Origin of the sequence: Microvirga brassicacearum (genome assembly GCF_008757455.1) — a bacterium.
GTDB lineage: Bacteria > Pseudomonadota > Alphaproteobacteria > Rhizobiales > Beijerinckiaceae > Microvirga > Microvirga brassicacearum.
The window spans coordinates 193,985-216,181 of sequence record NZ_VCMV01000006.1 but is presented as its reverse complement, the minus strand read 5'-3'; the positions used below and the strand labels follow the sequence as shown (position 1 = coordinate 216,181).

General features: G+C 59.7%; 21 protein-coding genes. 10 read left to right on the top strand and 11 right to left on the bottom strand.

Features of this window, described 5'->3' with window-relative positions:
- Window positions 1-113: 113 nt before the first annotated feature.
- The 3 genes from FEZ63_RS05710 (at window position 114) to FEZ63_RS05700 (ending at window position 3,418) form a co-directional block, all read left to right on the top strand.
- Window positions 114-1,268 (top strand): aminotransferase, encoded by a 1,155-nt coding sequence (locus FEZ63_RS05710; protein ID WP_150942668.1) that lies wholly within the window; start codon window positions 114-116, stop codon window positions 1,266-1,268.
- A gap of 194 nt (window positions 1,269-1,462) precedes the next feature.
- The gene (locus FEZ63_RS05705) at window positions 1,463-2,548 is read left to right on the top strand and encodes a polyamine ABC transporter substrate-binding protein (protein WP_150942667.1); all 1,086 of its coding nucleotides are present in this window, start codon (window positions 1,463-1,465) and stop codon (window positions 2,546-2,548) included.
- Window positions 2,549-2,695: 147 nt separating this feature from the next.
- Window positions 2,696-3,418 (top strand): SIMPL domain-containing protein, encoded by a 723-nt coding sequence (locus tag FEZ63_RS05700; protein ID WP_150942666.1) that lies wholly within the window; start codon window positions 2,696-2,698, stop codon window positions 3,416-3,418.
- Between the two features lie 6 nt (window positions 3,419-3,424).
- Here the strand turns inward: FEZ63_RS05700 and ptsN are convergent, their stop codons facing one another.
- The 8 genes from ptsN to FEZ63_RS05660 all read right to left on the bottom strand — a co-directional run bounded on the left by ptsN (window position 3,425) and on the right by FEZ63_RS05660 (window position 10,051).
- Complete coding sequence (gene ptsN, locus FEZ63_RS05695; RefSeq protein ID WP_150942665.1) at window positions 3,425-3,883, bottom strand: PTS IIA-like nitrogen regulatory protein PtsN; 459 nt, start codon at window positions 3,881-3,883, stop codon at window positions 3,425-3,427.
- 131 nt (window positions 3,884-4,014) lie between these two features.
- Window positions 4,015-4,593 (bottom strand): ribosome hibernation-promoting factor, HPF/YfiA family, encoded by a 579-nt coding sequence (hpf, locus tag FEZ63_RS05690; RefSeq protein ID WP_150942664.1) that lies wholly within the window; start codon window positions 4,591-4,593, stop codon window positions 4,015-4,017.
- A 76-nt stretch (window positions 4,594-4,669) separates the two neighbouring features.
- Window positions 4,670-6,100 carry an RNA polymerase factor sigma-54 gene (rpoN, locus tag FEZ63_RS05685; RefSeq protein WP_150942663.1) on the bottom strand — a complete coding sequence of 477 codons (1,431 nt, stop codon included), beginning with the start codon at window positions 6,098-6,100 and terminating at the stop codon, window positions 4,670-4,672.
- A 103-nt stretch (window positions 6,101-6,203) separates the two neighbouring features.
- Entirely contained in the window at window positions 6,204-6,986 is a 783-nt protein-coding gene (lptB, locus tag FEZ63_RS05680; protein ID WP_420846263.1) for an LPS export ABC transporter ATP-binding protein, read from the bottom strand.
- 113 nt (window positions 6,987-7,099) lie between these two features.
- The gene (locus tag FEZ63_RS05675; protein ID WP_150942662.1) at window positions 7,100-7,744 is read right to left on the bottom strand and encodes an LptA/OstA family protein; all 645 of its coding nucleotides are present in this window, start codon (window positions 7,742-7,744) and stop codon (window positions 7,100-7,102) included.
- Window positions 7,741-8,478, bottom strand: a complete 738-nt coding sequence (lptC, locus tag FEZ63_RS05670; protein ID WP_162419673.1) for an LPS export ABC transporter periplasmic protein LptC — start codon at window positions 8,476-8,478, stop codon at window positions 7,741-7,743. Before lptC ends, FEZ63_RS05675 begins: the two co-directional genes overlap by 4 nt.
- Window positions 8,479-8,631: 153 nt before the next feature.
- Window positions 8,632-9,246, bottom strand: a complete 615-nt coding sequence (locus tag FEZ63_RS05665) for a ribonuclease D (RefSeq protein WP_150942660.1) — start codon at window positions 9,244-9,246, stop codon at window positions 8,632-8,634.
- A gap of 181 nt (window positions 9,247-9,427) precedes the next feature.
- Window positions 9,428-10,051, bottom strand: a complete 624-nt coding sequence (locus FEZ63_RS05660; protein ID WP_244622651.1) for a hypothetical protein — start codon at window positions 10,049-10,051, stop codon at window positions 9,428-9,430.
- Between the two features lie 230 nt (window positions 10,052-10,281).
- On the opposite strand from FEZ63_RS05660, the gene FEZ63_RS24795 reads away from it, so the two are divergent.
- The 6 genes from FEZ63_RS24795 (at window position 10,282) to darG (ending at window position 17,958) form a co-directional block, all read left to right on the top strand.
- Complete coding sequence (locus FEZ63_RS24795; protein ID WP_153245852.1) at window positions 10,282-10,437, top strand: hypothetical protein; 156 nt, start codon at window positions 10,282-10,284, stop codon at window positions 10,435-10,437.
- A gap of 65 nt (window positions 10,438-10,502) precedes the next feature.
- The gene (tam, locus tag FEZ63_RS05655; RefSeq protein WP_150942659.1) at window positions 10,503-11,276 is read left to right on the top strand and encodes a trans-aconitate 2-methyltransferase; all 774 of its coding nucleotides are present in this window, start codon (window positions 10,503-10,505) and stop codon (window positions 11,274-11,276) included.
- 432 nt (window positions 11,277-11,708) lie between these two features.
- Window positions 11,709-13,697: a site-specific DNA-methyltransferase gene (locus tag FEZ63_RS05650; protein WP_150942658.1), complete on the top strand. Its 1,989-nt coding sequence runs from the start codon at window positions 11,709-11,711 to the stop codon at window positions 13,695-13,697.
- Window positions 13,694-16,054, top strand: coding sequence for a DEAD/DEAH box helicase family protein (locus tag FEZ63_RS05645; RefSeq protein ID WP_150942657.1), 2,361 nt, complete (start codon window positions 13,694-13,696; stop codon window positions 16,052-16,054). Before FEZ63_RS05650 ends, FEZ63_RS05645 begins: the two co-directional genes overlap by 4 nt.
- A gap of 177 nt (window positions 16,055-16,231) precedes the next feature.
- Window positions 16,232-16,876 (top strand): type II toxin-antitoxin system toxin DNA ADP-ribosyl transferase DarT, encoded by a 645-nt coding sequence (darT, locus tag FEZ63_RS05640; RefSeq protein ID WP_150942656.1) that lies wholly within the window; start codon window positions 16,232-16,234, stop codon window positions 16,874-16,876.
- A complete protein-coding gene (gene darG / locus FEZ63_RS05635) occupies window positions 16,873-17,958 on the top strand; it encodes a type II toxin-antitoxin system antitoxin DNA ADP-ribosyl glycohydrolase DarG (RefSeq protein WP_150942655.1) in 1,086 nt (361 codons plus the stop codon). The genes darT and darG overlap by 4 nt, the downstream gene beginning before the upstream one ends.
- Window positions 17,959-17,973: 15 nt before the next feature.
- Here the strand turns inward: darG and FEZ63_RS05630 are convergent, their stop codons facing one another.
- The 3 genes from FEZ63_RS05630 to FEZ63_RS05620 all read right to left on the bottom strand — a co-directional run bounded on the left by FEZ63_RS05630 (window position 17,974) and on the right by FEZ63_RS05620 (window position 20,627).
- The gene (locus tag FEZ63_RS05630; RefSeq protein WP_338042196.1) at window positions 17,974-18,921 is read right to left on the bottom strand and encodes a recombinase family protein; all 948 of its coding nucleotides are present in this window, start codon (window positions 18,919-18,921) and stop codon (window positions 17,974-17,976) included.
- Between the two features lie 207 nt (window positions 18,922-19,128).
- Window positions 19,129-19,530: a hypothetical protein gene (locus FEZ63_RS05625; protein WP_150942654.1), complete on the bottom strand. Its 402-nt coding sequence runs from the start codon at window positions 19,528-19,530 to the stop codon at window positions 19,129-19,131.
- Window positions 19,530-20,627: a hypothetical protein gene (locus tag FEZ63_RS05620; RefSeq protein WP_150942653.1), complete on the bottom strand. Its 1,098-nt coding sequence runs from the start codon at window positions 20,625-20,627 to the stop codon at window positions 19,530-19,532. The genes FEZ63_RS05625 and FEZ63_RS05620 overlap by 1 nt, the downstream gene beginning before the upstream one ends.
- Window positions 20,628-21,876: 1,249 nt before the next feature.
- On the opposite strand from FEZ63_RS05620, the gene FEZ63_RS05615 reads away from it, so the two are divergent.
- Window positions 21,877-22,077, top strand: a complete 201-nt coding sequence (locus FEZ63_RS05615; RefSeq protein WP_150942652.1) for a hypothetical protein — start codon at window positions 21,877-21,879, stop codon at window positions 22,075-22,077.
- Window positions 22,078-22,197 lie beyond the last annotated feature (120 nt).

Below are 22,197 nucleotides of genomic sequence, written 5' to 3'. Positions count from 1 at the left end.
TCCCTCCCCGCAAGGGGGAGGGAAGAAAGGGTGCAACAGCGTTCACGGGTGTCACCTCGGCAAGACCGTGCTACCAACCGCTTTCAGCAGACCGCAAGCGACGAGACACCGGCATGAATCCGCTTTTCGCCAATATTCCCACCACGATCTTCGAGGTGATGTCGGGCCTCGCCCGGGACACCGGGGCGATCAATCTCGGACAGGGCTTTCCGGACGATCCGGGCCCGGAGGATGTGCGCCGCAAGGCGGCGGATGCGGTGCTCAACGGCTACAATCAATATCCGTCCATGATGGGGCTGCCGGAACTGCGCGGCGCCATCGCGGCCCATTACGCCCATTGGCAGGGTCTCGACCTCGACGCCGGCACCGAAGTGATGGTGACCTCGGGCGCAACCGAAGCTCTGGCGGGCGCGATTCTCGCTCTCGTCGAGCCCGGCGACGAAGTCGTGCTGTTCGAGCCCATGTATGACGCCTACCTGCCGCTGGTGCGCCTCGCGGGCGGCATCCCCCGTTTCGTGACGTTGCAGCCGCCGCATTTCCGGCTCACCGAGGAGGCCTTGGCCAAGGCCTTTTCGCCGAAGACCAAGGCGGTCGTCTTCAACAATCCGCTCAATCCCACCGCCACGATCTTCAGCGCGGAGGATCTCGCCCTGCTGGCCGATTTCTGCCGCCGGTTCGACGCCATCGCGATCTCCGACGAGGTCTGGGAGCATGTGGTCTTCGATGGCCGCCGCCACCAGCCGGTGCTCGGGCTCGAAGGCATGCGCGACCGCAGCGTCAAGATCGGCTCGGCCGGCAAGATCTTCAATCTGACCGGCTGGAAGGTCGGGTTCGTGTGCGCGGCGCCGCCGATCATGCGCGTCCTGGCCAAGGCGCACCAGTTTCTCACCTTCACGACGCCGCCGAACCTGCAGAGCGCGGTGGCCTATGGGCTTGCCAAGGACGACGCGTTCTTCGAGGGCCTGCGTGGCGATCTCGCCCGCAGCCGCGACCGCTTTACCGCCGGGCTCGAAACCCTCGGCTTCGATGTCATCCCGAGCCAGGGCACTTACTTTCTCAACATCGACATTGCGCCTCTCGGCGAGAGCGACGACGTGGCGTTCTGCCGGCGTCTGGTGATGGAGCACGGCGTCGCCGCAATCCCGGTTTCGGCCTTCTATGCCAACGGCGCGGTCAAGAACGTGGTGCGCTTCTGCTTCGCCAAGAAGGACGAGACCCTCGATGCGGGGCTGGAACGGCTCGCCGGAATCGTCAGGAAGGCGGCCTAGAGACGGAGTCAGCTTCCTCGACTCTGATCTGCTGCCGCTTGATCCTTCGCGAACCGGTATCCACTTCGCCGGATCAGGCTCTCAAGGCAAATCGCCGATGTGGAGACGCCCCAACATTGTTCGGATGGCCGTTGTTTCCCGACGCGGAACCTCCTAGCCTCTCCGGGTTTCGACCTTCAGGAGTGCCGTCTTCGATGATCCGTATCCTCGCTTCGCTTGTTCTGGCCCTAGGCCTCGCGACCGCCGCCCACGCGCAGGAGCGCGTCGTGAATGTCTATAACTGGTCCGACTACGTGGACCCGAAGGCGCTGGACGAGTTCACGAAGACGACCGGCATCAAGGTCGTGTACGACACCTACGACAACAACGAGATCGTCGAGACCAAGCTTCTCGCCGGCAAATCCGGCTACGACATCGTGGTTCCGTCCGGGCCGTTCCTGCAGCGCCTGATCGGCGCCAAGGTCTTCCAGAAGCTCGACAAGGCAAAGCTGCCCAATCTCGCCAACCAATGGCCGGAGGTGACGCAGCGGCTGGCGGTCTTCGATCCCGGCAACGGTCACGCCGTCAATTACATGTGGGGCACCACCGGCATCGGCCTCAACGTCAAGAAGGTGCGCGCCATCCTCGGTGACGTGCCGCTCAATACGTGGGATCTGGTGCTCAAACCCGATGTGGCCTCCAAGCTCAAGGCGTGCGGCATCTATGTGCTCGATTCGCCCGAGGATCTGTTCCCCGGCGTCCTCGCCTATCTCGGTCTCAATCCCGATACGAAGCGTAACGAGGACCTGACGAAGGCCGGGGACGCGCTCTTCCGCGTTCGCAGCAACATTCAGAAATTTCACTCGTCCGAATACATCAACGCCTTGGCGAACGGCGATATCTGCGTGGCGGTCGGCTATTCGGGCGACATGATCCAGGCGCGCAATCGCGCGGTGGAAGCCAAGAACGGGGTCGAGATTTCGTACGTGATCCCGCGCGAGGGCGCGCTCATGTGGTTCGACAGCTTCGCGATTCCGGCGGATGCCAAGAACGTCGCGGAGGCGCACGAGTTCATCAACTTCATGCTGCGGCCCGAAATCGCCGCCATGAACACGAATTTCGTCTCCTACGCGTCGGGCAACCTCGCGGCGAAGAAGTTCGTGAACGAGGACATCCTCAAGGATCCGGGCATTTACCCGGATGACGCCACCTTCAAGCGTCTGTTCACAAACACGGCCTATGATGAGCGCTCGCAGCGAACCGTTACGCGGCTCTGGACGCGGGTGAAAACCGGCCGCTGATCACGATGAGCCGGAGCATGGTGCCGACCGGAGTCCGCTACAGGCTTTTCGGCATGATGCTCTAGCGGCCCCGTCGGGCCCCGGCGTCGCTCGCCTTTCCTGCTGCTCCGCCTGCGGGCGGAGCCATCATCTTGGAGGTTTTTCATCATGCGCCTTGCCACGCTTGCGGCCCTCGCGGCGATTGCCGTCTCGGTGCCTGCTCTTGCCCAGGACCGAACCCCGCCCGTGCCGACCATCAGCGTCATGGGGACCGGCGAGGCGGAGTTGAAGCCCGATTTCGCCCGCATCTTCGTCACGGTCGAGACGCAAGCCGACACGGTGGCGCAGGCCGCATCCACCAACAATGCGGCGAGCGAGCGCGTGCTTGAGCGGATCCAGGCGCTGGGCGTCAAGAAAGAGGATATCCGAACGGCGAATTTTCAGGTGTTCCAGACGCCGGTGGTCGAGAAATCGAGCCGCGACGCGCGCCCGATGCCGAAATTTACCGCCAATCATCGCCTGCAGATCACGACCCGCGATCTTCCCGGTGTCGGCAGGCTGGCGGGCGAGATCCTGGCCAGCGGCGACATGACGTTCCAATCGGTCACGTTCGGGCTCGATCGCCAGGATGCGGGCGCCGACAAGGCGCGGGAAGCGGCCGTCCTTGACGCCCGCCGCCAGGCGGAAGTCTACGCGAAGGCCGCCGGCGTCAAGCTCGGCCGGGTGATCGAAATCCGCGACGGCACGGCGCAGCCATACCAGCCCCGGCCCGAAATGCGGATGCAGATGGCGATGGACAAGGGCGGCCAGGAGGTCCCGATCGTGCCTCCGGCGACGATCCGCTACGATGCGGGCGTGCAGATGGTGTGGGAGATCGCCGGGCAGCCGTGAGGCGCATCACGCGGCGCGGGGGATTTCCGTCATCACCGCATAGAGAGCGTTGGCCTCGCGGGTCGCCCGGATGCGGTCCACGAGGCCGGGTTCGCGCAGCACGCGGGCGACGCGCGCCAGCGCCTTGAGGTGGTCGGCGCCCGCGCCCTCGGGCGCCAGCAGCAGGAACAGGATGTCCACGTGCTGCCCATCGAGAGCCTCGAAATCGATGGGTTTCTCGAGCCGGGCCACGAGGCCGAAGATGCGGGTCAGGCCCGGCAGCTTGCCGTGCGGAATGGCCACGCCCTCGCCGATTCCGGTGGAACCGAGCCTCTCGCGCTGCAGGAGCGCCTCAAACACCATCCCCTCGTCAAGACCGAGCAATTTCGACGAATGGGCGGCGATTTCCTGCAGGGCTTGCTTTTTGCTGCTCACCCGCAATGCGGGCAGAACGGCCTTAGGGTCGAGAAAATCCAGCAAGGGCATTGATCAAGCTACGTCCGGTTTGAAGCCTTAGAGGCCTCGCGGGGGTTTCAGGCAGCACCTGCCAAACACAACTCACCAAGCAAAACTTGGGCCAAGAGAAGCAAAACCCGGGTCAAATCAGGGGCGGCCTCTCAGGGCTCCCCCGGCGGCGGATCGATCCATCCGATCGCCCCGTCGCCGCGGCGGTATACGACGTTAATGCGGCCGGTGCTAGCGTGGACGAAAACGAGCACCGGGGAGCCCGTGAGGTCGAGCTGGATCACGGCGTCGCTCACCGACAGGTTAGGCAGCGGCTTCGTGGTCTCGGCCACGACGATGGGGTGGAAGGCCTCGTCCTCGGCCACCGACTCATCGCTGGGGGATTCGAAGACCAGATAAGGAACCTGCCGCCCATTGGCGCGGGCTGCTGCTGCGGCCGAATGCTCCTTCAGGCGACGCTTGTAGCGGCGCAGGCGCTTCTCGATCCGCTCGGCGGTCTGGTCGAAGCTCGCATAGGCGTCATGGGCGTTGCCGGACGCCTCGAGCGTCATGCCGGAGGTGAGATGGAGCACGCAATCGGTGCGAAAACCGGCGCCGTCCTTGGCAACGGTCACGTGGCCCGAATAACCCCCGTTGAAATATTTCGAGAGGGCGTTCTCGACCCGCTCCTCGACCTGCGCCCTCAAGGCTTCGCCGATGTCGAGGTTCTTACCCGATACCCTCAACGTCATATCGTCCTCCATTTGTTATGGGCGTTCTTGTTGCGATGATGAGACTTCCCAGAGGTAATACAAGTCTTGACGCTGCCTATTGCACCGGCATGGGGCTCCGCCTGCTGACCCGTTGTCTCTGCGCCGCGGCGGGGATGCGCAACGCCTTGCGGTATTTGGCGACGGTCCGCCGGGCGATCGCGACCCCCGAAGCCTGCAGACGCCGCGCAATTGCCTCATCCGACAGCACCACGCCCACGGTTTCGGCCGCGATGAGGGCCCTGATGCGATGGCGCACAGCCGCCGACGAATGGCCATCAGACCCGTCAGCGCCGTTCAGCGCGCTACTGAAGAAGTATTTCATCGGGAACGTGCCGCGGGGTGAGCCGATGGCCTTGTTGGCGGTCACCCGCGAAATGGTCGATTCGTGCATCCTGATCGCCGTCGCGACGGAGCGCAGGGTCATGGGCCGCAGGTGGGCCGCTCCCTCGCGGAAAAACGCGCCTTGCTGGCGGACGATTTCGTGCGCCACCTTGAGAATCGTGGTGGCGCGCTGGTCGAGCGTGCGGGCAAGCCAGCTGGCGCTCCTGACGCAATCCGACACGAAGAGCTGGTCGGCCTTGCCACGGGCCGATCGCACGAGTTCCGCATGGTGGGCGCGGTCCACAAGAAGCCGCGGCATGGTCGTGCCGTTGAGTTCGATCTCGAAACTGCCGGCGGGTGCCGGGCGGACGAAGATGTCGGGCACCAGCGTATCGACCGGGGCCGTGCCGAAGGCGAGGCCCGGCTTCGGCTCGAGGCTCCGGATCTCCGCGATCATCGCCGCCAACGCATCCTCGGTGACGCCGCAGAGGCGCCGAAGGTTGGCATGATCCCGGCGCGCCACCAGATCGAGACGTGCCAGCAGGGCCTCCATCGGCGCATCGAGACGATCGCGCTCGCGGAGCTGGATCGTCAGGCATTCCCGGAGATTGCGCGCCCCGATGCCCGGCGGGTCGAAGCCCTGGATGAGGCGAAGGGCCCTCGTCACCGTATCGGTGTCAACGCCGAGCGTGGCCGCGGTCTCGTCGGTCTCCTCGGCAAGATATCCCGCCTCGCTGAGGCTGTGGATCAGATACCGCCCCGTTTCAATCAAAACCCGGTCGGTGGTCGCAAGACCAAGCTGTGCTTCGAGATGCTCCGTGAGGCTGACCTGACCGGCCAGTGTCGCATCGAGGCTCGGCACCGCATCGCTTGCGACCGACGCACCCGCCTGTCCGGAATTCGAGTTCGGAAACCTTGCGCCTGCCGGTGGAAAGATCCGGCGGATCATTCGCTCGGATTGTTCGGTGGCGCGCATTCTCGAATCGAGGAGGGAATCGGCGGCATCCTCGGCCTGCTGCAGCAGGGGGTTGCGTTCGAGCTCAGCATCGATGAAGGCGGCGAGCTCGAGATGGGACAATTGCAGCAGCTTGATCGATTGCAGCAATTGCGGCGTCATGATCAGGGCGTGCCCCTGCCGCAGTTCCAGCCGTTGCGTCGAGCTCATGAGCGCGTCCCAGCAAACCTTGCATCTAGGTCTAATGCGTCGTCGCGACCTCGTCAAAGCGCAGAAGTGCTAACGGACACGCAAGAGCGCAGCGCGCGCGATTCTAGAGCCGGAAATCCTCGCCCAGATAGAGGCGCCGCACATCCTCGTTGGCGACGATCGCATCCGGGTGCCCTTCAGTCAGCACGCGTCCCGAATGAATGATGTAGGCCCGGTCGATGAGGCCCAGCGTTTCGCGGACATTGTGGTCGGTGATCAGAACACCGATGCCGCGCCGGGTCAGGTGCCGCACGAGGTTCTGGATGTCCCCGACCGCGATCGGATCGATGCCTGCGAACGGCTCGTCGAGCAGCATGAAGGTGGGATCGCCAGCCAGCGCCCGGGCGATTTCGCAGCGTCGCCTTTCACCGCCCGACAGCGCGATCGAGGGTGATTTGCGCAGGCGCTCGATGTTGAATTCTTCGAGCAGCGAATCGAGTTTGCGCTCGCGCTGCTTTCGGCTCGGCTCGACGATTTCGAGCACCGCGCGGATGTTGTCCTCCACGTTGAGGCCGCGGAAAATCGACGCCTCCTGCGGCAGGTAGCCGATGCCGAGACGGGCGCGCCGATACATCGGCAGATGCGTCACGTCATGGCCATCGAGGCTGATGACGCCGCGATCGGCCGAGACCAGCCCGGTAATCATGTAGAAAATGGTCGTCTTGCCGGCGCCGTTCGGCCCGAGCAGCCCGACCGCCTCGCCCGCCCGCAGGCTCAGCGCCGCGTCGTACACGACGGTGCGGCCGCCATAGCTCTTCTGCAGGCCCTTGACGGCGAGAACGCCTGCGGCCCCGAAGGTCGCCTGGCCCTCGTAGCGGTCAAACGAGGGGGCTCGCGTCGTGACGATCGCCTCCGGAACCGGGTTTGGCGCGCGGCCTGTGGGAGAACGGCTGAAAAAGGGTTTCAACGGAAAAAATCACCAAAAGAGGACATCACGGGCGAGACGAGCTTCATCGTCGATCAGTTGGTTGCAGGCTTCTGGGGTTTGGGCTTGCCGGCGCCCGGGCCACCCGCCGGCGGGGTCGCGGGGGCATTGCTGCCCGGCACGAAAAGCGCGCGCACGCGGCCGCCCGGCGTGGTTTCCACATTGGCCACGCCGGTGTTGAGATCGTACACCACGCGCTCGCCGCGGGTGATGTTCGGCCCGTCGCTGAGGGTGGCGTTGCCGATCAGGAAGATCTTGTTGGCGATCCGGTCGAAGGTTGCGTCGTTGCCGGTGGCGACCTGCGTCTTGGACACGATGGTGACGGGTCCCTTGCAGTCGATCTTCTTGATCGAGCTGTCATCCGAGCCCATCGGCCCGGCCGGAGCGGCGGCCGCACCCTGCGTGCCGTCGCGCTTCTGCTCGTAAAGCACGGTCATCAAGGTGCAGTTCATGGTGCTGTCGCCCTGCACCGCCACCACGTTGCCGGCAAACACCGCGCGGCCTTCCTTGTCGAAAACGTCAAGGCGATCGGCATCGATCTTGATGGGCTCCTTGCTGGCCCCGAAGCTGCCGAATCCGGCCGCCCGATCCTTGGTGGTCGGCTGAGCGGTTGCGACGGAGACGCCGGCCGGCACGAGAAGGAGCGCGGTGCAGAAGGCCGCGTGTTTGAACGTGATCATGAGCGGGAGCTTGTCGGTTGCGCGGGCGGCGCTGGTGCGAATTGCCCTGCGGGAGGAGGAGTCGATTGGGCCGGCTTGTTGGTGCTCTCGAACACGGCGCGGACGCGGCCCTGGAACTGCATCACCTTGCCGTTATCCGTGACATTGAGCCCGGTCGCCTCGATGACGCCATTCCCGAGCATGACGGTGACGGGTTCCTTCGACACCACCGTGCCGGACTTGAAGTCGATGAAGGCGGAAAGCAGCTTGACCTCCTGGCCGCCATCCGTGCGCACCAGCACGTCCTGCCGCAGGTTCATCTGCTCCTTCTGCGTGTCGAGCACGCCGAAGGCCGCCTCGAGCCTGGCCGCGCCGCCGTTATCGTCCGTGACGATGCGGGCGCGCAGATCCTTCAACTCGACGAAATTCGGCTTGAGAACATCCTGGGTGGCGGCGCTCGCCGTGACCTCGTAGGGCCGTGAATCGTTGCGAAAGCCGTTGAGCTTCGGGCTCTCCATGGTCACCTGCGTGCCGCTGACGCCGATCTTGCCTATGGACAGGCCCGGAATGTTTCGGAACGGGTCGATATAGGCGTAGAAAGCCACCAGGGCGACCGCCAGAACCGACCCGAGCGGAATGGCAAGCTTGGCGAACCGGACGAAGCGCGAATGACGGCGCGCGCTGGCAAAGCCGCGCGAGCGCGCGGCCGGCACATCCGCCAACCTGTCAATCGTCATGCCGCCGGGTTTCGCCACGTGGCGCAGATCCTTCGTTCGTGTCGGGCAAGGCCCCGGTCGACCAGGGCCCGTGCCGAGCAGGGCTCGTTCGGACAAGGGCATCGCCATGACGGCAGGCCGTGGCGAAGTTATGACCTTATAGGTTATATCCTGAGAAGATTGAAGATCGCCTTACGAATGGGCGAAGATGTCGGTTTCGGCCCATCCGAGCAGATCGAGCTGCGCCCGCGTCGGCAGAAACGCGAAGCACTGATGGGCGATGCCGAGGCGGTGTTCCCGCTCGAGGTTGCGGTCCAGCTTCTCTTTCAGGGCGTGGAGATAGAGCACGTCCGAGGCCGCATATTCGATCTGCGCCGGCGTCAGGGTGTCGGCGCCCCAATCGGAAGATTGCTGCTGCTTCGAGAGATCGATCCCGAGCAATTCCCGCGTCAGATCCTTCAGGCCATGTCTATCCGTATAGGTGCGCACGAGACGGGACGCGACCTTGGTGCAATAGACCGGGCGAGGCATGATGCTGAAGGCGTGGAACAGCACCGCGAGATCGAAGCGCGCATAGTGAAAGATCTTGAGGACGCTCTCGTCCGCCAGCACCTGGATCAGGCGGGTCGGCCGCGGCCCGTCCTTGACGATCTGGACCACATCGGCGGTGCCGTCGCCCTTGGAGATCTGCACCACGCAGAGCCGGTCGCGGTGCGGGTTGAGCCCGAGCGTTTCCGTGTCGATCGCGAGGGAGAGGCCCGGCTGATAATCCGCGGGCAGGTCGCCGCGATGGAAACGCGTGGTCATGGGTGATCCGAAACATCAAAGAGGGAGCGAGACATTACCCTCTACGGCATGATGCCGAAAAGTGTGAAGCGGTTTTCAGCCGACCGCATGCTCCGGATGATCGAAAAAACGGTCGCGGTCCAAGAGTTCGGGCTCCATTCGGCCCGAACTCTTGGCCATGGGCATCCTGCGGAAGGCAGGCTCAATGGCAGGTGCGGACCCGCCGTATGACGGCATTGCCGCTTCGCGTGACCACCCGCCGGCGCTCAAAGAAGCAGTTGTCGTAGGAGCGATAGGTCGCGGGCCGGTAAGCCGGCCGCGCGGCCGCACTCGCAATCGCTCCAAGCGCCAGGCCGCCGATCAGGCCGGCGACCACTGCGCCGCCGCCATCGTAGGAGCGCCCGTAATAGCCGCCATAAGGATAGCCATATCCGTAGCCGCCATAATAGGACGAGCGGTATCCGTAGCCGCCATAATAGGCCGGCCGGTAGGGGTAGTATGCCGGCCGATAGGCGGCGCGCCACGGGCGATAGCCGTAGGCCGGGCGAAATCCCCCATAGACCGGCCGGTAGGCCGGTCGATATCCGCGATAGACCGGCCGGTAGCCATACGCCGCCCGATAGCCCCGGAAAGCGGGCCGGTAGGCAGCGCGGGGCACAAAGCCCGGGCGCCCGGCCCAGCCGGGAGCCATATGGGCCGGCCGCCCGCGATAAACCTGTGCCTCCGAGGGCGTCGGAATGGTCATCCCGGAGAATGCCGTCAGCGCACAGGCCACGACGGCAAGCCCCTTCAACGAAAACGTTTTCGCCGTCCGAGTCAGGGACATGACAGCCTCCACGTCGTCAAACGAACGGGAATCAACGGAATTGCCCCGCCAAACGTTCCCGCTTTGTTTTTGGATCGAAGCGGAGGCTTCGGGCCGCGATGATGGGGCGAGATAAAGCCGATCTGGTCAGGCCCACAACGTGATCGGGAGCGTGATGGCGTGAAAACCGCGTCGCACTTTTCGACATCATGCTCTAGCATCGCTGGATCGGCTCACTGAGAGGACAGACGATGCTTCGCGCATTTTTTCTCGCCTTGACCTTGGCCTTCGCAGCGCCGGCCGCCGCCACCGGCGACATGTCGGACAACCCCGTGCTGGCGCAGCAGAAGCCCCCGCCGCAGACCCCCAAACGCGACTGCGAAAAATCCACCGAAGGCATCAGCTGAGGCTCGGCGGCATTCCCGTCGCGCCCCTCTCTGCCGGCAGCGCCCGCGCCCGAAAGGACATCGCCTTGGCGGATTGGAACGCCGATCAGTACCTGAAGTTCGAGGATGAGCGCACGCGTCCGTCGACCGATCTTCTGCGCCGGGTGCCCTTGGCGGAAGCGGAACGCTGCGTCGATCTCGGCTGCGGACCCGGCAATAGCACCGCTTTGCTGGCAGGGCGCTTCCCGGTCGCCCGCATCACCGGCCTCGACAGTTCGGCCGCGATGGTCGCGGCGGCGCGCGAGCGTCTTCCGGACGTGGATTTCCAACAGATGGACCTGCAGGCCTGGGAGCCGACCGAGCGCTTCGACCTCATCTTCGCCAACGCGGTCCTGCAATGGTTGCCGAACCACGCGGGGCTTCTCCCGCGCCTGGTGTCCTTCTTGAAAACCGGCGGCGTCCTCGCCGTTCAGATGCCGAACAATCTCGATGAGCCGGCGCACCGCTTGATGACGCAGATCGCCAAAGCCGGCCCCTGGGCCGGCGCGTTGTCATCCGCGTCGGCTGCGCGCTCCACCATCGGGTCGTTCGAGGATTATTACGCGTGCCTCCAGCGCGCCGGCTGCAATGTCGACATCTGGCAGACGACCTACATCCACGTCCTCGACGGTCCCGGCGCCATCGTCGAGTGGTTCCGCAGCACCGGCCTCAAACCTTATCTCGATCCCTTGCCGGATGGGGAGCGAGCCAACTATCTCGCGCTCTACGAAGCCGCCATCGCGGAGGCGTATCCGGCGCAAGGAGACGGAAAGGTCCTGCTGCGTTTCCCGCGTCTGTTTTTCGTCGCGCAGCGACGGTGAAGAAGTGAGGCGGCTTCGGCGAGGGTGAATGGGCTCCCTGCCAGGGGAATCCACTTCCTCCCCGGCACGCGTAAACAAAAAAGCCCGGGAAAACCGGGCCTTTTGAATCAGTCTCGGACGTGATTGGACGTGTTGAAATTCGGATTGGTGCCCAGGAGAGGACTCGCAGTCCAAAACATTAATAGCCTGAATATGCTGGAGAATTTTCGCCGCCCGGCACCGCATTGTGTACCGGTCCGGTGCCCGGCGCAAGCCCGCTTGTTTCTATCGGTGCGCTTTTAGGTTCCCTATTTGTTCGCGGTCTGCTAACCTAAGCGGTAATAGGGCTCAAGGATGCACTTCACTGTGTATAAGGCGAATTGCCTACGGACGGGAGCGGCAGTGGTTGCCCTATCGCGCTAGCATTGCCCGACTACTCGGCCAGGGGGAAACATGAGAGACTATGACAAGCTCAGCCGCGAAGAGCTGATCCGCCTCCTATTGGAACGTGATGGCGCAGCCGCGGGAGGTATTCGGCTGACGTACCCGGGCCAGACCGCACCTTGGCAAATCGTTCGCCGTGTCCAGCCGCGAGCCCAAAAGATCGAGAAGAAGTTGTCCTGCGGCGACGAGGCGGAACAGGCGGAAAATTTGATCGTCGAGGGCGAGAATCTGCAGGCATTAGTGAGCCTGTACAAGTACCGCGGTCATGTTGACCTTGTGCTCACAGACCCGCCGTATAACACCGGCCTGGATTTTCGATACAATGACAAATGGGATGTGGATCCGAACGATCCCGACCTAGGAACGCTCGTACCCACGGATGATGGATCCCGCCATTCCAAATGGCTCCGGTTCATGAAACCCCGCCTCTGGGTAATGAAAGAGATGCTCCGCCCGGGCGGCGTGCTAGCTATCTGTATCGATCAGCGGGAGCTTTACCGCCTCGGCCTGTTGCTAGATGAGCTTTTTGGGGAAGCCAACCGTGTGGGTATTATCAACTGGCAAAAGAGTTACGCCCCGCGCAACGATCGCAAGCACATATCAACCACCACTGAGTATGTCCTTGTGTACGCCAAGGACATCGAACGCTCGAAGACTGGCCTTTTGCCACGTACGGATGCGATGAACGCGCGTTATCTCTCGCCCGATGGAGACCCACGCCTCTGGAAGCCAGGAGATTTAACTGCCCGCGGTGCAGATACGCACAAAGGCATGGTTTACGCCGTCCAGTCCCCTTTTACGGGCGAGTTGCATTACCCTAGCGAAGGCCGGCACTGGGGCTCTGAGAAGAAGCGGATGAAAGCCTTCCTCCAAGCTTGGGGTTCGCAGTACGTCGAGCGTGACCTGAACGACGGTAAGGCTCTAGCTCTCATGATTAAGGGCGCTCCCCTCCCGGGCGAAAAAGCGGTCAAACGCGAACTCCCGGTTCTGAAGCAGGCCCGCAAAGCTGCCGAGGCCATCCGTGCTAAGGGTAATTGGCCAGCGGCGCATTGGCGGGACGAGGGCCAGGGTACCTTTGGGATGAAGAAGTATCTCGAGGACGTGAAAAAGGGTATCGTGCCAACGACGTTTTGGGCGGACGAAGACTACGAGGAACCGTTTGAGATCGGCAATGTGTCGTGGGAGCATGAGCACTCAGGTCACAGTCAAGCGGGTATCAACGAACTATCGGCCATCGTTGGCCGTTCGCACGGCTTTGACACGGTAAAGCCGCTTCGCTTGTTCAAGAAAATCATTCAAATCTGGTGTCCACCCTCGGGGATCGTGCTCGACCCTTTCGCCGGATCAGGCACCACCGCGCATGCAGTTCTAGAGGTCAATAATGAGTCAAGTGCCGAACGGCGTTTCATATTGATTGAGCAGGGTCGGCCTGAGCGCGGAGATCCTTATGCTCGCAGCCTAACAGCTGTGCGCGTGAAGCACGCGATCACGGGTGAGCGGGTCACAAAACAAGGTAAGATTTTCAAAGGAGCCACACCTCTACCCGGCGGCTTCAGGTTCTCCAAACTGATGTCAACCGTTGACGCGGCGGCGGTCCTGGCACTTGAACGCGAGGAGATGATTGACCTCCTACTCACGTCTCATTGGGATCAGAACGAGCGCTCCGCAGCGCATTTGCATCGCCTGCCAGTGGGAACGCACGAGCACCTGTTCGCCAAGTCCCCCCGCGGTGAGGGTTATTTCTTGATCTGGAATGGGCCTGACGAACCGTCCGTCCTTAACCGGACTGCGTTCCGCGCGATTGCGAGAGAAGCTGCCGCGGAGGGCCTGTCGCAACCTTTCCACGTGTACGCACGAATCTCGACTTACAGCGGTCCCAACACCGAGTTTTATCAGATTCCTAACCGGATCTTGGAAAAGCTAGGTTTTAATGAGGCAGTGCATCTTTACGGGACAGCGAAGGATGAACAACCGCAGGCTACGGAGAACGCTGCGTGACATTTGAGCTTCTCCCCTTTCAGACTCGCGCTGCCGATCAAATTGCTCGCCGCTACCTGCTCCTAACTCAGGATGATGATGAGCGTCCTTGGGAAAAGAGAAACTGGGCAACACCATTTTATCAGGCGCTCGCGGCCATCACTGGGTCAGGCAAGACGCCCATTCTAGCTGACTCAGTGGCGCAACTCCGCGCTCTCATGAAGTCTGAGCCGATCGTACTCTGGATTTCAAAAAGCAAGGCGGTCGTTGAGCAGACCTATGGAAACTTCGTGGGCGGCGGAAAGTACAGTGGCCTGCTTGAGGGCTTCCTCGTTAATCAGCTGTCCGAGATAAACTCAGATCGGATTGCCGATGACACTCAGCCAGTAATCGCCATGACTACGGTGGCGGCGTTCAATCAAAAGGACAAGGGCGACGGGACCCTCAAAGTCCACAAGGCAGTTCCGGATAACGACGACGATCCGCTTTGGGAAATGCTCACTGCTCGGGCTACGAACGGGTCTGGCGAACGTAGGCCCCTCATCATCGTCTACGACGAGGGTCACAACCTCACCGACCAGCAGACCGAGTTGCTGCTGGAGCTTCAGCCCGACGTGATACTGGTCGCCTCTGCTACAATGAAAACACCAGGGAAGCTGGGTCGTATCATCGACCGTCTGAAAGAGTATGGATGGTCAGACAGCGCAATCGACTTTGATCACGACAGTCCGCAGAAGGGCCTTGTCACCGCGATCCGCAGCAAGGATGCCGTCGAGGCTGGTCTAGTTAAGCGTCAAATCATCCTTGGCGGTTACGCGACTGAGATGGAGTCGACGCTCAATGATATGATTGCCGACTTCAAGGTCGTCACTAATAGGGCTGAAGACCTTGAAGCCGGTTTCGAACCTAAGGCTATTTACGTTTGCAAGACCAACATCAGCAGCGACGACGGGACGGCGGACAGCGCGAACAAGCCTTTTAATCAGCGTAGGGCACCTCCGATCTTGATCTGGAGGTACCTAGTTGAGGAACAGAACATCGACCCCGCAGAAATCGCTATTTATGCGGATCTGAAGATGGACAGAAAGGGCTACCCGCCGCCCGATGAATTTAACCTCTTCAGTGGTGGTGAAGACGATTTTTCTGCGTTCAATGCCGGAAGCTTCAAGCACATCATCTTCAACCTTTCGCTTCAGGAAGGCTGGGACGATCCTGAATGCTGCTTCGCCTATATCGACAAGTCGATGGGATCCGCCGTCCAAATCGAACAGGTAATCGGCCGGGTTATCCGACAGCCCGGTGCGAGGCATTACGCGGATCCTGAGCTGAACACCGCGAACTTCTACATCCGGATCGACAGCCGACAGGAGTTCCCCAAAATCCTTGACATGGTCAGCAAGAAGATTGCTGCCGAGATGCCAGAAGTTAAACTTGAAGGATTCAGCGATCCTCAAGATCGCAAGCGGGCTCGCCTCAATCCGAAGGAGGCATTGACCCTCCCGGAGATCCACATAGATGCTGAGAAAGCCGTTGAGCCTCTGCAAGAAGTTATGAATCTCGTTCATGATTACAACGGAGCCCCAATCTCGCAAGTGGAGGGGCCGGGCGAGTTGAGTCGAGCCACCCAGGCAATTGGTGATGGGTCAAAACCAACCGTTGTGACCTCTGCGAAAGCGCATTCCAACCGCGTCATCGCTCGCTGGCTGATCCGACGGGCGATGCAAGCTCTCTACCCTGAAGCAGCCAAGACCGTGGACTGGGCTGATCCCCGCTTCGAGGCAAGGATCGAAGTGACGAGTCAAGCCGCCACAGACCTACGTGACAAAGCAGAGCGGCTGGTGGACGTCTACTTGGCGCACGCTGAGCTGGCGTTCGAAGATACCAATCTCTTTACGATTTCAAGCGTGCTTTCGAAACCCGACGAGATTGAGCATTTTGAGAATGCCGGCCATGCGGGCTACAGCGATCTGAAAGGATTCGAGCCCGAATTTGCGCGAGCCATCGACGCGACGGGCTACAAGTGGGTGCGTAATCCACCTAATGGGGGTTACGCGATACCCCTGCTGGAAAAGGGAGGGACTCGCAACTTCTACCCTGATTTTCTCGTATGGAAGGGCGATCAGATCTTTGCAATCGATCCGAAGGGTGAACATCTCATCCAAAACGACGCCGGGAGGAAGCTCCTCTCAATTCGGGACGAGAATGGGAAGCAACGAGTGCTTGTCCGGCTGATAACGGCAGGAAAGTGGAGCTTTGACCCCATTAAACCTCTTGGCAAAGGCGGCTACTCGGTCTGGCGGATAACGTCGTCAGGTCAGACGCGCTGCACTCATCACAAGACACCTGATGATGCGATAAAGAAGGCCTTGGAGGGGTAATCAAGCTCGCTGCCGCGGACTTCTTTCGGCCGTTCGCATTATCAGCAGGGTAAAATGGTCATGAGAAGCTCGTTTGAATTTTCTCGGGTGGCCGTGCTACCCAAGAGTTCGGGCCTTGACAGGACCTTGGTTCGGGGAAGGGTCGTGTTAATTTTGACGGGTGAAACGCATACCTAGATGTCCAGTAATCTCAATCCCCAGAAGGCTCTGATATTTCGTATTGTTCATCGCGATAACGTTCCGTTTATCCTGGAGAACGGGGTCCATTGCAGGAATTCCAAGTGCCACGACCCAAACTACGTGAATATTGGAAACCCGGATCTCATAGATAAGCGTAGCGGTCGGGCGCTTCCATCTCCACCCGGAGGGACGCTAAGCGACGTCGTGCCCTTCTATTTCACGCCGTATTCGCCTATGCTATATAATATCAGGACAGGATACGCGGGCATCGTTAAGCGAGCCAATGAAGAAATTATGATACTCGTTTCCTCGCTCCACAAACTAGTCAAGGAAGAGAAGCCGTTCATTTTTTCTGATCGACATGCCTACTTGGCTGCAGCGAATTTCTACTCAGATATTGCAAGGCTTGATCAAATTGATTGGTCGATTTTGCAACGACGCGATTTCAAGCGAGACGTTGATGATCCCGGGAAAGTCGAACGGTACCAAGCGGAGGCGTTGGTTCTTAATATGATGCCTTGTGAAGCTCTTTTGGGCGTAGTGTGCTATAATGATTTGGTCGCCGCAGGTTTGAAGAACCGCATCTCGAAGCGTGGCTTAACGCTTCCAGTCCACGTAAAACCGAGCTGGTACTTCTCATGATCAAATTTACACAAGGTAACTTGTTTGAGTCCAACGTCGATGCGTTGGTCAATACCGTCAACACTGTGGGCGTGATGGGCAAAGGGATAGCGCTCATGTTCAAGGAAGCGTACCCGGAGAATTTTAAGGCCTATGAGACCGCATGTAAGCAGGGCACTGTACAGGTCGGGCGAATGTTCGTTACTGAGCGGAACCAGCTAATCGGGCCTAAATGGATCATTAACTTCCCGACAAAAAAACATTGGCGCCATCCCTCTAAGATGGAGTGGATCGAAGAGGGATTGGCCGACTTAAAGAACGTCATCAGAGAGAATCGTATTCGCTCCCTGGCCCTACCGCCCCTTGGCAGCGGTAATGGTGGCCTGGATTGGGCGGACGTCCGTCCGAAGATCGAAGCTGCGTTGGGCTCTCTGGCTGGCGTCGAGATCGTCGTATTCGAGCCGACCCATAAGTATCATAATGTTGCAAAACGCGCCGGCGTGGAGAAGCTCACGCCCGCGCGGGCGCTCGTTGCTGAACTGGTCCGCCGATACTGGATCTTAGGTATCGAATGCACGCTCCTCGAAGTTCAGAAGCTTGCCTACTTTCTGGAACGAAGCATTGAAGCCAGCGAGCTTGTCAATCCTCTCGATCTCCGTTTCGAGGCCAATCGATTCGGTCCGTTTGCGCCAAGGTTGACGCACCTGCTTAATGCGTTGGACGGGAGTTATCTTCATAGCGAGAAAAGACTGGCCGACGCTGGCCCTCTAGACGTCATACACTTTGAAGATTCGAAAAAGGACAAGGTGGCCGCCTATCTGACCTCACCTGAGGTGAAAGAGTACCGATCTGCACTCGAAGCCACGACTGGACTGATAGACGGCTTCGAGTCTCCTCTGGGGATGGAACTCTTGGCCACCGTTGATTGGCTCGTTCATCAACAGGGAATCAAGCCGAACCTCGAGGACGTGAAATCTGGTCTCCGCGAGTGGCCCGGCGGCGTGAATGCTGCCAATCGGAAGCAAAAGTTGTTCGATGACCGACTGCTGACCCTTGCGCTTAGCCGTCTCCTGCGAACAGATGCTGCTGCCGCGCCAGCCTAGATTAGAGCACGGCTTCTAAGAACTGAGCGTCGCGATACCATTGCAGTAGTAGGGCAATTGTCCGGCCCGTAGCACAGTAGGAGCTTGGGATTCAATCCTGTGGATCACTCGCTGCACCTGCACGGCGTTCCAATTGCAGCCTCGTGCAGTGCAGATTCCTCGGGCGTTCAAACTGGATGCAATCTGCCGGAACGAGACAGAGCCGCCGGCCTTCAACTCTGCAATGATCGGGGCAAGGTCACAGCTCCGTTCGAGAGCTGCTCTGACTCGGACGATTACGCTGGCTTCTGCTCCCTGTCTGGCCACGGCTGGGAGATTGCCACGATCTCCTCCGAGCTTGACACCACGGGCCTTTGCAGCTGCGAGAGCCCCACGAGTGCGATCTGAAATCATCTTTGCCTCGTGCTCAGCCACAGCTGCGAGAATGTGGACGGTGAGGCGGTTAGCCTGAGGAAAGTCGCATGCTGTGAATTCGACGCCTGACTCCATGAGGTTGGAGATGAAGGCTACGTTACGCGCCAGGCGGTCCAATTTAGCGATGATGAGAGTAGCGCCGTGAAGACGGCACAGGCGGAGAGCTTCTGCTAGTTTCGGCCGGTCCGAGCGCTTGCCACTCTCAACCTCAATGATCTCATCCACGAGTTGCCAGTTTTCGCCGTTTCGAAAGGTCCTAACTGACTCTTTCTGGGCCTCGAGGCCAAGGCCAGAGCGTCCCTGCTTGGCGGTCGACACGCGATAATATGCGATGAACTTCCCATGAGCCAAGTCGGTCTGCCTCGCTACAGCGACAACAACGTTCGTTGCTGCTAGTGTAACAGACTCTAATATTACATTACAAGAGCCGAGATCCGATCCCGGCGTTGTTTTTTTAGAGCAGAGACCTTGTGCCCCGGTTTGGCGAGCCTGCGCACCGCTTAAGTATTTCTTTGGTACTTCTTCGCAAAAATACCGAAGTTTCAACACTTGTTCAAATTAGCAGAGATATATGCAAATATTGGCCAGATATAAGCTTGAATATATCTATAGATCGAAGTTTTTATATTGAATAGGCCCCGTACACTCACAAATCAGCTCACACTTTGAATCGCCAAAAGGGCTATTTTCAATAGCGGCCCCATCTCTCAGTCCGAGGGCCGAGATGCAAACGAGCTTATTGGCCGCTCAAGCAAATCACCAGTCAACCTCTTCCTCGTCATGCCTGTCATACGCTCCGGGTGCGATCAGCCCCTCCTCGCGCATCCTGGCCACAAACGCCGGCGCATCTCCGGTAAGATGGCTGCCATCATCCTGCGTGTGTCCGTCGTTATCACTGGCAGTAACCGGCAAGCCGGAAAGTTCTTTTACCCTCCGCAGAATTTCGCGCCCAAGACCTTGGCGGCACCAAGCGCGGTCGCTGTGGTCAAGATACGCCCATACTAGCTTCAGACATTCACCATCCTCGATCAGACGAAATACCAGCCTACCAAGTGGATTTCCCTGCTCGTCTGAAACGGAAGCACCGTAGTCATCATCTTCATCAATCGCGATGGTGACCGTTCGGCCATTCCTGCAAGAGAACTGTGATCTTTCCATCAACGGGCTTCCTTCGCCTCTGCCTGAAAGCCACACTTACCGTAGGCCTGCAGCAGTCGAATAGTGTCGTACCCGTCAATCAGACAGAAAATGCGCGGGTTGCCCATCTGCTGCGCGAAGGCACGCATTGTGCCGCGCACGGGCGGCGTGATCTCGTGGCAATGCTGGAGAATGAGAAGCTCCGCGGGTTCGGCGAACAGTCTGTTGATCTGGTCGCCATTCTTGCCCAGGTCCGCCATCGTCATGGGATGGAATTTCGCGGGTCCCTTGAAGGCAAAGGCGGTCGATATGCGGCGCCCATCTATACGCACCTGCGCTGAAAACAGATCGGACTGCTCCCCGCCCCAGTCGGGATTGACAGAGTTCTCGGCGATGATTTCTGCAAATGCCTCCTTGATCTCGCGTTCAGGAATATCCCGCAGCTTCGCCAGCTCCTTTTTCGACCGCACAGGCGGCACATCGCGGACGAGCGCAAAGCTGTCGATGCTGTCGAGGTGGACTTCCAGACGGTTACTCCAATGGTTCGCTATAATGCTGTGAGGCCCGAACAGGTCTGGCAGCGGGTCAGCCATCACCCATGGGATCGCCTCAATCCGGCCGCCCCCGATTTCGGTGGCTGCGCCAAGCACCATCAGGCGGCGCTGCCCAGAAAGCTCCGTCCACGCCGAATTCGATGTCAGGTGATCATGGTGAAACCGGACGGAGAGGATCAGCCCCTCCTCAAATGTATCGAGCTTGGCGTAAGCTTCGGCGGCCGGCGGTGTTCGTCCCTTGCGCAGTGCGGCGCTCACCTGGCTAAGCCCCTTGCAGAAATAGCGGTCATAGTGCGTGAACAACATTCCCGGCTTCAGCCTATCCTCAATAAGCAGTTGCCCAAGCGTCGGCGGATTGTGGTTGTGCAGCCATTCGGTCAGCCGGTTCTTTAGGGTTACGATCAGACTGATCTGCCGTGTTGCGTCTCCCAACTGGGAAAGTGCTTCAAGTCCCCGGAGATCGTACGCGATACTGTCGATGCCGATCAGCTCCAGCACGCGCCGGATATTGAGATACCAGCAGGTCAGATCGTAGTCGGGGAGTATTTCCGTGTCTGAATTCATCCTTGTGTCCATATCATCTCCGGGGACGATGATCTCTATGGTGGGCGTTAACCCCAAGTTCCAAGCGTCTGATTTTATCCACTAGGAAGGCCTGCGCTCGGCGAGGCTACGCGGCACTGATAACTCCTAGATGATCTAGAGGATGTGTATCGGGAACGGTCTCATTATGTAGGAATTGTTGATGTGAATTGGCCGCGAAGTTAGTCCTTAGCCAGTTACACTCCCATAAAAGAAAAGAATTAACCGCATTCCGGACCACAAGGCCATGAAACCCTTAAAAATAAAGCATTCTGGACGCTCGAATTTGTCATAATAATAAACTTAATTCTACCACCTAACAGCTGTCTCAATCATAGTCAGTTCTGGTCGAATTGAGCACACCAAACTTAATACACGAGTGAGGTTCAATCACTATTCCAAGGTAAATGATGTCGATCACATACACCATGACTTCAGAAATAACCGGTACTCCGTCAGTGAAGCTATCGACCCTTTCGCAAGACAATGAGCCCCGTTTTGACGGGACACAAATCCCAGAAGGTCAAGTTGCTCTCGACGGGGCAATAGCCGTGCAACTTCCGGTAGATAGCGCTGAGTTTGCCCACGATAGCAGAGGGGTCACCCTCATATACAGTTCAGGTGAACCAAAAAATAAACGTGTGGGGCGCCCCCGTACTCGAGCTTGGTACGAACGGGATCAAATTGGGTTCTTAAAGGTGTCGAGGTCCATCCCAAAGCGGGACGTAGAAAGGATTTTCGACGCTGACAGCCATGCCAAGAATATAGGCAAGCCACTGAATCAATTTCTCACAATTCGACCAGCGAATATTGAAGATATCGACCCGAAAGAGCGTTCGGCGTTCTGGACCAAAGAGCGAGAGTACCTCGCACAATGGTTCAGAGACGAGGGCGAGCGTCTAACACACATCTGGAGCCGTGAGAGCCGGTCGCCTAACGGAACGGGTGAACATCACCACATGGCGTTCCATGTTCCCACTCGTCTTGAAGCGAAGTTAAGGGCCTCATTGGAAACCCGCTACGGGGGCTCCCCCGTGTTTGATCTGAGAAGGGCGAGCACCTCCGCCAAACGCACCGAAAGCGGGCGCTATCATTCCGTCCCAGCGTACCTTCTCAAGGGTATGCACCCGCAAGCGTCGTTCCGGTCGAATCTGTCTCGTCGAGCTGGCGGTCCTATCGTAGGGAAGCGTGTAGGATGCAGCCGTAACCTCGATCAGAAGGCCGTTGCACAATGGCGGGCAATCAAGAGCCAGCGGGCGGCATGATCAGGATGCGCAGCGATCCCATCAAAATTGTCGGCCTTGGCCTTCCTGTCGAACTCATCAAGGCGATTGATCGCCTGGCAGACCGCGAGTTGATAAGCCGGGCGAGCTGGCTGCGTCGAGCTATCCTTGCAGAGTTAGCGAGGCGAAGCCCGGTCAACCGCTCTTAACCGCGGACAGAGGACTCGTTGCTTGGATTCAACGCCGGAACGCTTGAACATCAAAATGAGATATCAGGACGGCTCACCGGGCCGCCCCGTCCTGAATGCAAATGCGGCAAGTGCTGCTTA

Excerpts from the sequence above, each read along its gene's own strand:
- FEZ63_RS05625 (WP_150942654.1), bottom strand. The coding sequence starts at position 19,530 with ATGGAAAGATCACAGTTCTCTTGCAGGAATGGCCGAACGGTCACCATC.
- ptsN (WP_150942665.1), bottom strand. The coding sequence starts at position 3,883 with ATGCCCTTGCTGGATTTTCTCGACCCTAAGGCCGTTCTGCCCGCATTG.
- FEZ63_RS05675 (WP_150942662.1), bottom strand. The coding sequence starts at position 7,744 with ATGATCACGTTCAAACACGCGGCCTTCTGCACCGCGCTCCTTCTCGTG.
- FEZ63_RS05710 (WP_150942668.1), top strand. The coding sequence starts at position 114 with ATGAATCCGCTTTTCGCCAATATTCCCACCACGATCTTCGAGGTGATG.
- darG (WP_150942655.1), top strand. The coding sequence starts at position 16,873 with ATGATCAAATTTACACAAGGTAACTTGTTTGAGTCCAACGTCGATGCG.
- FEZ63_RS05650 (WP_150942658.1), top strand. The coding sequence starts at position 11,709 with ATGAGAGACTATGACAAGCTCAGCCGCGAAGAGCTGATCCGCCTCCTA.
- FEZ63_RS05665 (WP_150942660.1), bottom strand. The coding sequence starts at position 9,246 with ATGACCACGCGTTTCCATCGCGGCGACCTGCCCGCGGATTATCAGCCG.
- FEZ63_RS24795 (WP_153245852.1), top strand. The coding sequence starts at position 10,282 with ATGCTTCGCGCATTTTTTCTCGCCTTGACCTTGGCCTTCGCAGCGCCG.
- FEZ63_RS05705 (WP_150942667.1), top strand. The coding sequence starts at position 1,463 with ATGATCCGTATCCTCGCTTCGCTTGTTCTGGCCCTAGGCCTCGCGACC.
- rpoN (WP_150942663.1), bottom strand. The coding sequence starts at position 6,100 with ATGAGCTCGACGCAACGGCTGGAACTGCGGCAGGGGCACGCCCTGATC.
- FEZ63_RS05620 (WP_150942653.1), bottom strand. The coding sequence starts at position 20,627 with ATGAATTCAGACACGGAAATACTCCCCGACTACGATCTGACCTGCTGG.
- FEZ63_RS05660 (WP_244622651.1), bottom strand. The coding sequence starts at position 10,051 with ATGTCCCTGACTCGGACGGCGAAAACGTTTTCGTTGAAGGGGCTTGCC.
- darT (WP_150942656.1), top strand. The coding sequence starts at position 16,232 with ATGTCCAGTAATCTCAATCCCCAGAAGGCTCTGATATTTCGTATTGTT.
- FEZ63_RS05700 (WP_150942666.1), top strand. The coding sequence starts at position 2,696 with ATGCGCCTTGCCACGCTTGCGGCCCTCGCGGCGATTGCCGTCTCGGTG.
- hpf (WP_150942664.1), bottom strand. The coding sequence starts at position 4,593 with ATGACGTTGAGGGTATCGGGTAAGAACCTCGACATCGGCGAAGCCTTG.
- FEZ63_RS05615 (WP_150942652.1), top strand. The coding sequence starts at position 21,877 with ATGGCGGGCAATCAAGAGCCAGCGGGCGGCATGATCAGGATGCGCAGC.